Genomic DNA, 7,172 nt, shown 5'->3' with positions numbered 1-7,172 from the left:
TTACAGAATAAGAATAGCCATTCACAATATCTTGTGGACAAATTTTGCCCAAAATTCGGGATGACTCATGTTTGTTGTATTATACGTTTTTTGCTCAGAAATATCATAATATTTGTAATTTTGAGTTATTAGATTACCTCTAATGTATCTCTAAATTGTCATATATCTCCAAAACCTACATTTAACATGGAAAACATCTACAGAAAGTATTACTTTCTTAGTCAAAATCAATTAAAAACTATTTTTGAAAAAGGCAAACAGCCCATAACTTCCGATTTGGTTGGCTGGGAATTTATGGGAGTTAATATTGGTGTATTAACAAAGGTTTTGGGTATTAGAAAATTCTTCAAAGTATTTACCACACATGTTGAAGGAGACGCCATCATTGGCTATAATTTAAAAGCTCAGCAAAACGGACTTGATGAACCACACCTTAAAGCTTTAATGACAAATAATACCGATGGATATTATCATGTTTCGGAAGATGGGTCATCCAAAACACTGCTGATTAATTATGGTCATCATCAAGCAAATGCGAGATTTTCACCTGTAAGATTACTCCGTGATTATCTAGTAGAAGTAGAGCCTGATATATATTTAGGGAAAGCATATTTGAAGTTTTTTTCATTTTTTGTACCGTTAACATATTTTGTATTGAGAAAATACCAAAAGAGACTAGATTAGGCACAGGTTTTTTGTAAGTTAATAACGTCAATAAACAAGGTATTCATAAAACCTTGGGTTTATTGAAAAACATTCATTGCTTTCTTTTACTACACACATTGGTGAAAGCTGGCACAACTATTATTATGAAAGAGGTAAAAGGTTTCTGTCTAATCTTCTTATTTATACAGCTGTTTTTCTTTGAAGCATTTTCTCAACGTCAGGTCGTTATTGATAACCCTAACGAGGCCCGAATCATTGGTAGAGAAATTGAAATCTTTGAAGATAAGACTGCGTCATTGACTTTTGATGACGTAAGTAAGCGACGTGATATTGATGCATATTTTACTCGGAGTTTACAAACAAATCCCAATTTTGGAATTACTTCTTCAGTCATTTGGGCAAGGGTAACTTTGCATAATAAAACATCACAAAACCTATTTTTAGAGATAGCCGAGGCAACTATTGATAGTATTATTTTTTATAAAATAGACTCCCACAAAAAAGTAACCTTGAAAAAATCGGGAACTTATGTGCCTGTTGCAGAGAGAGATTTAAAAACCAACTTCTATTTATTTGATTTAAACCTCCCTGCTGGCGAAACCTGTACTTATTATATACGTTTCCAGACATCCTTGCCTTTATTATTCCCAATGCGGGTTGCTCCGCTCAAAGTCTATTTTGAAGATAATCACCCTAAAGATTTAATGCAAGGGATTTACTTGGGCATTATGATAGTAATGGCAATCTTCAATTTCTTTATTTTTTGTACAGTTCGTACCAAGGTTTACCTCTATTATGTTATTTACGTTTCCTCATTTGCGTGTTTTTTTGCGTATAACAAAGGGATTTCACATGAATTTATATGGCCAAATGCTGTTTGGTTTAATCGTTTTACACCCATTTTTATTTCAATGGGTATCATATTCAGTCTATTATTTGCGAATAGTTTTCTGAATGTGCAGCGTTATTTACCCATTTCCAACAAAATTTCTCGTGTTTTAATCATACTCATTTTACTCTTTCTAGTTGGGCATTGGTTGGGTTTAGGTACTACTAGTATTATATTATTAAATTCAATTGCTTTTTTAGCAGTGATTTATGTGTTGGTAATTGCCACCTACGTATGGATGAAGGGCTCAGAAGAAGCACTCTTCTTTTTAAGTGCATGGTCTATTATGTTAATAAGTGCTTTGATATTTATCATGCAGCTTTCAAATATTTTGCCTAGCGATAACTTTACAAGAAATGCCCTACAGGTAGGGTCGGCGCTAGAAGTAGTGCTTCTATCGTTTGCTTTGGCCTATAGAATCAACAAAGACAGAAAGGAAAAAGAACAATTTCAGGCGGAGGTAATTACCCAATTGAAAGCCAATGATCAAATGAGAAATAGAATAGCACGTGATTTGCACGATGACATTGGTTCTACCTTAAGTAGTATTGGAATCTTGAGTCAGGTTGTTGAAAATCAAATTGATAGAAATCCTAGTTCTGTAAAAGATTTGGTTCATAGAATTAGTGAGAGCTCCCAAAAAGTACAACGCTCGCTAAGTGATATTGTCTGGACGACAAAACAAACAGAGGAAAGTCTGGATAGTGTAATCGTAAAAATGAAAGAGTTCACGGCTGAAATGTTAGAGCCCAAAAATGTTGATTATAGTTTTAATGTAGCAGACTTAAGTATGATTCAGTTTTCTCCTTTAAAGCAATATAATATATACCTTGTTTTTAAGGAAGCCGTTAATAATAGTGTCAAATATGCACAGGCTACTCATGTTGAAATTGCTATTTATTTTAACGAAGAATATTTTACTGTGATTGTAAAAGACAATGGAATTGGCTTTGAAGAAGTAAATATCAAACAGGGAAATGGGTTAAATAATATGAAAGAAAGAGCCCTTGCCATGAACGGGAGTCTACAAATCTTGACACAACCATCTAAAGGAACATTAATAGAACTGAAAGTGCCCCTGAATATTAAATAGGACTTAACTAAAGCACGTATTTTGGTAAATTGTATTATTGCTATTTTTTCTTTTATAATTTATATTAAATCCTTCAAATTAATATTTCCAAATCTAGTTCTAGCCATTGATTTACAATCATTTAACTCTTTTATGACAAATCTGGCGCTTCAATTTATTTCTTTGTTATTTTTTCAAGCTAATAGCATTTTTCTAAGATAATATCATTACCTTTGCACCCTTAAATGTAAATTTGGAAATCAGATAGTTTGAAGAGTATAATTCTTACAATTTCATTTTCAAATTAATTCATCGCACGGGCGAGCCCGTTTCAAATTTTCAAATTGAAATCATGCAAAGTATTCGTAACATTGCCATCATTGCTCACGTTGACCACGGTAAAACTACCCTTGTTGATAAAATCATCCATGCTTCAAAGTTATTTCGTGATAACCAAGAGTTTGGAGATTTAATTCTTGACAACAACGATTTGGAGCGTGAACGTGGTATCACTATCGTTTCTAAAAACGTATCTGTTCGCTACAAAGGCGTAAAAATTAATATTATTGATACTCCGGGTCACTCTGACTTTGGAGGTGAAGTAGAAAGAGTATTGAAATTGGCTGATGGTGTTTGCCTTTTGGTGGATGCTTTTGAAGGACCAATGCCTCAAACTCGTTTTGTATTAGGTAAAGCTATCGACTTAGGTTTAAAACCTATCGTAATCATCAATAAAGTAGATAAAGAAAACTGTCGCCCTGACGAAGTACACGAGCAAGTATTTGACTTGATGTTCAACTTAGGTGCTACTGAAGACCAATTAGATTTCCCTACTTTATATGGTTCATCTAAACAAGGTTGGATGAGTACTGACTGGAAACGTAAAACTGAAGATATTACTGAATTATTAGATGTAATCATCGATACGATTCCTCCAGCACCAGAAAACGAAGGTATCCCACAAATGCAGATTACATCTTTAGATTATTCTTCATTCGTTGGTCGTATCGCTATTGGTCGTGTTCACCGTGGAACTTTCAAAGAAGGTATGCAAGTAGCTTTAATGAAGGCAGATGGTTCTGTAAAAAGAATGAAAATCAAAGAACTTCAAGTATTTGAAGGACTTGGAAGAGTAAAAGTATCGGAAGTAAGTGCTGGTGAAATCTGTGCAATGATGGGTATCGAAGATTTTGAAATCGGTGATACTGTTACTGACTACGAAACTCCTGAAGCATTACCAAGAATCTCGATTGATGAGCCAACAATGAATATGTTGTTTACCATCAATAACTCTCCATTCTTTGGTAAAGAAGGTAAATTTGTAACGTCTCGCCACTTACGTGATCGTTTATACAAAGAAACTGAGAAAAACTTAGCCTTGAAAGTTGTTGCAACTGACTCTGAAGATAAATTCTTAGTATTTGGTCGTGGTATTCTTCACTTGTCTGTATTAATTGAAACGATGCGTCGTGAAGGTTATGAATTACAAGTAGGTCAACCACAAGTAATTTTCAAAGAAGGTGAAAATGGCGAGCGTCTAGAACCAATTGAAACATTAGTAGTTGACGTTCCAGACGAATCTGCTGGTAAAGTAATCGAATTAGCTACGCAAGGTAAAGGTGAGTTGTTGATTATGGAACCAAAAGGTGACTTACAACACTTAGAATTCAACATTCCTTCACGTGGTTTGATTGGTATGCGTTCTAAAGTATTGACAGCTACTTTCGGTGAAGCTATCATGGCACACCGTTTCAAAGCTTATGAGCCTTACAAAGGAACAATCCCTGGCCGTATCAACGGTTCATTGATTTCTATGAACTCTGGTGTTGTTACTCCTTATGCTGTAGATAAATTACAAGATAGAGGTGTTTTCTTTATCGACCCTACTGAAGAAGTTTATGCAGGTATGGTAGTTGGAGAACACAACCGTCAGAATGATATTGAAGTAAACCTTCAGAATGCGAAACAATTGACTAACATGCGTGCTTCTGGTACAGACACAAACGTTAAAATTGCTCCGAAAATCCAGTTCTCTTTGGAAGAATCGATGGAATACATCCAAAAGGATGAATACCTAGAAGTAACACCAAAGTCGATTCGTATGCGTAAAATTTACTTAGATCCAAGTATGCGTAAACGTATGGAACAAAAAGCAGACTAATATAAAAAACGAAACCCCTCTGATTCATGTCGGAGGGGTTGTTTATGTTACCACTAATTGCTTTATTATTTGTACTTATATAGACAAGCCACTTTTTTTAAAGGTTGCGTGATAAGTAAAAAAAAATAAACTTTTTTTCGAAGGACAAATCCTCTACTACATTTATTGATATTCATTGCTGATTATAGTCTTCCTTACAAGTATCCTCTTTTTCTTTCCTGACTTCTTTATTCGCTAAGTGAATCTATCCTGATTTATTGATAACTAACTGTATATTAAAATGATATGAAGTGTGCTGAACAACTCATATTGATTTTTAGGGAAGTGATTATGCTTTTAATAAAGAGTAAAAACTTTTCTTATCAAGAAAACAGCATGGATTAATTAATAGGAGAAAAATAAAAAAATAAGGTTAACCATATACAAACGAAAAAAGCATTCCGAATTGAATTCAGAATGCTTTTTTCATTTTATCTAATTTTAAATCCTAATTATTTTTTCTTCGGTTTGTCAGGAAGAATACGGATATCATCAGGATTTTTAGGGTCAATATAGAATCTATATTTTGCTACTGGACCAACAGGCTTACAATCACCAGGATTCAAGCGTTGAACTTCGTATTCATAGATTGATGGATTCTTCGGTAATGGAAGATCATCAGGCCATTTTACTTTAGGATTCTCTGTTACGTTTTCGTAGTTAACATAGTTGCTAGCAGGCTTGGTAGATTTTTTACGAGGTACCAATTTCTTAGGAACAACAGCTACAGCAGGTTTCGTTACTTTACGACGTACTTTTGGTTTCATAGAGCTTGGTGCTGTAGTTCCTCCAAATACCTTAAACATATACTGGTCAGTAGTAGGTTTAGTTGGCGTAATTGAAGCTACAGGTTTTGCTTTATAACCAAAGCTAGCAGCATCTGCTTCTGAGAAGTGTTTGTTCTGAACTACTGACTGTACAGAGTAGTAATAGAAATCACCTTCGTCACCATTAGCCAATGCAACATTGTCAGGCAATGTTAAGCTAGTGTTTTTAGTTGTCTGCTGATAGATTGGCGTATCTGAACCGTCAGCTTTGTAAAGTTTGAATAAATATTCTTCCTGATCTGGATTAGGAGAATTGCTTTTCCATTTGAATACAGGTTTTTCAGCAGATTTATAATCATACATCTTTCCGTTTTCTCCTAATATTGTTGGAGCATACACCACGATTGGTGCTGGCGGAGGAGGTAATAAAGTATAAACAGTTTTGCCGTTGTCTTCACCAAATGTATGTGATAACGCAAGGCCGAAGGTATAACCTCCATGTGTGCTTAAATCCTCTTTGGTTAAAGTTTTAGTAGATCCTTGAGAAACGTCTTGACCTACAGTAGTAAATGGAGTTTCTGTAATGAAACCTTGTGCGTTAAGCCCTAATGCCCATGTTTTACCTACTTTATAGGTTACATCTAAAGCAACAAGTCCGCCAAGTTTATTTTTTGAAGCAGAAGAGTTCATTCTAAAAATTAATGACTGCGCACCAAAATTCCCGTCTTGTAAATAAGCACCAAAACGAGGAGCAGAAGTATTGAACAAACCACCACGAGCATCAAGATTCACATTTAATTTTTTACCAACCGGAATGTCCAATGATGGTCCAATTAATAAATAAAAATCTTGCATGCTTGAAATTTTATCATATTTCAAATCATTTCTTGTAATACCAGCAGGGATTTTTCCAGATAATACTAATGCATCGTAGTTTTTATAGATACGACCATCTGGACCATTATAATCATCACCAACCTGAAAGAACTGATAACCTCCAGTTAAACCAAGACCAATAATACCCCATTGACGTGTAACAGAAAGCGAGTTAGAACCACCCGGTTTCAAGAACATCGTTATATCTTTGCCATTTACTGTGTTTCCAACAGGGATTGACACCCCTACTCTGTCAGTAAGTTTCCAGTAACGTTTGCCTTGAGTAGCTTTTAAGACATTGCTATTTTTATAAAAAGCAGAATCTAAATAATACCCGTCTGCAACCGTTTTAACGATTTGACCATTTGAGTAGGTCGTCGTCGTAATTCCATTGTCTGTGATTGTACTTACAATCGTCGGTTTTTTACTAGAGTCTTGAGCAAATGACGGATTGCTTAGTGCTAAACACGTCAATAACCCCAGGCCAATCTGAGCAGACTTGTTTTGCAATAGACTTCTTGTTGAAAAAATCTGTTTCATAACTTGATTTGATTTAGTATAAATGATAGGGACTGAAATAGATTTATTAGATAAAATGAATATAAGAATGAATATAAGATTTATCAAGTAAAAGTACCCCTTTTTTAGTAAATATTTAGTGATATTCTCTGAAAAAAGCACTTATTTTGAAAAAAAGCATAT

General features: G+C 34.5%; 4 protein-coding genes. 3 read left to right on the top strand and 1 reads right to left on the bottom strand.

Features of this window, described 5'->3' with window-relative positions:
* The first annotated feature begins 186 nt into the window (after nucleotides 1-186).
* The 3 genes from AC07XN_RS22515 (at nucleotide 187) to typA (ending at nucleotide 4,788) form a co-directional block, all read left to right on the top strand.
* Entirely contained in the window at nucleotides 187-684 is a 498-nt protein-coding gene (locus tag AC07XN_RS22515) for a hypothetical protein (RefSeq protein WP_309924159.1), read from the top strand.
* A 125-nt stretch (nucleotides 685-809) separates the two neighbouring features.
* On the top strand, nucleotides 810-2,648 hold the full coding sequence (locus AC07XN_RS22510; RefSeq protein WP_494744694.1) for a sensor histidine kinase: 1,839 nt from the start codon (nucleotides 810-812) through the stop codon (nucleotides 2,646-2,648).
* Nucleotides 2,649-2,979: 331 nt separating this feature from the next.
* On the top strand, nucleotides 2,980-4,788 hold the full coding sequence (gene typA / locus AC07XN_RS22505) for a translational GTPase TypA (RefSeq protein ID WP_309924164.1): 1,809 nt from the start codon (nucleotides 2,980-2,982) through the stop codon (nucleotides 4,786-4,788).
* A 491-nt stretch (nucleotides 4,789-5,279) separates the two neighbouring features.
* Here the strand turns inward: typA and AC07XN_RS22500 are convergent, their stop codons facing one another.
* Nucleotides 5,280-7,010 (bottom strand): hypothetical protein, encoded by a 1,731-nt coding sequence (locus tag AC07XN_RS22500; RefSeq protein WP_494744693.1) that lies wholly within the window; start codon nucleotides 7,008-7,010, stop codon nucleotides 5,280-5,282.
* Between the last annotated feature and the right edge of the window lie 162 nt (nucleotides 7,011-7,172).

It is taken from the genome of Arcicella sp. GW458-12-2-14-TSB2 (assembly GCF_059423785.1).
Note: the sequence above shows the minus strand (reverse complement) of the source record. Positions and strands in the feature narration are given on the sequence as shown.

Coding starts and splice junctions, on each gene's coding strand:
- AC07XN_RS22515 (WP_309924159.1), top strand. CDS start 187: ATGGAAAACATCTACAGAAAGTATTACTTTCTTAGTCAAAATCAATTA.
- AC07XN_RS22510 (WP_494744694.1), top strand. CDS start 810: ATGAAAGAGGTAAAAGGTTTCTGTCTAATCTTCTTATTTATACAGCTG.
- AC07XN_RS22500 (WP_494744693.1), bottom strand. CDS start 7,010: ATGAAACAGATTTTTTCAACAAGAAGTCTATTGCAAAACAAGTCTGCT.
- typA (WP_309924164.1), top strand. CDS start 2,980: ATGCAAAGTATTCGTAACATTGCCATCATTGCTCACGTTGACCACGGT.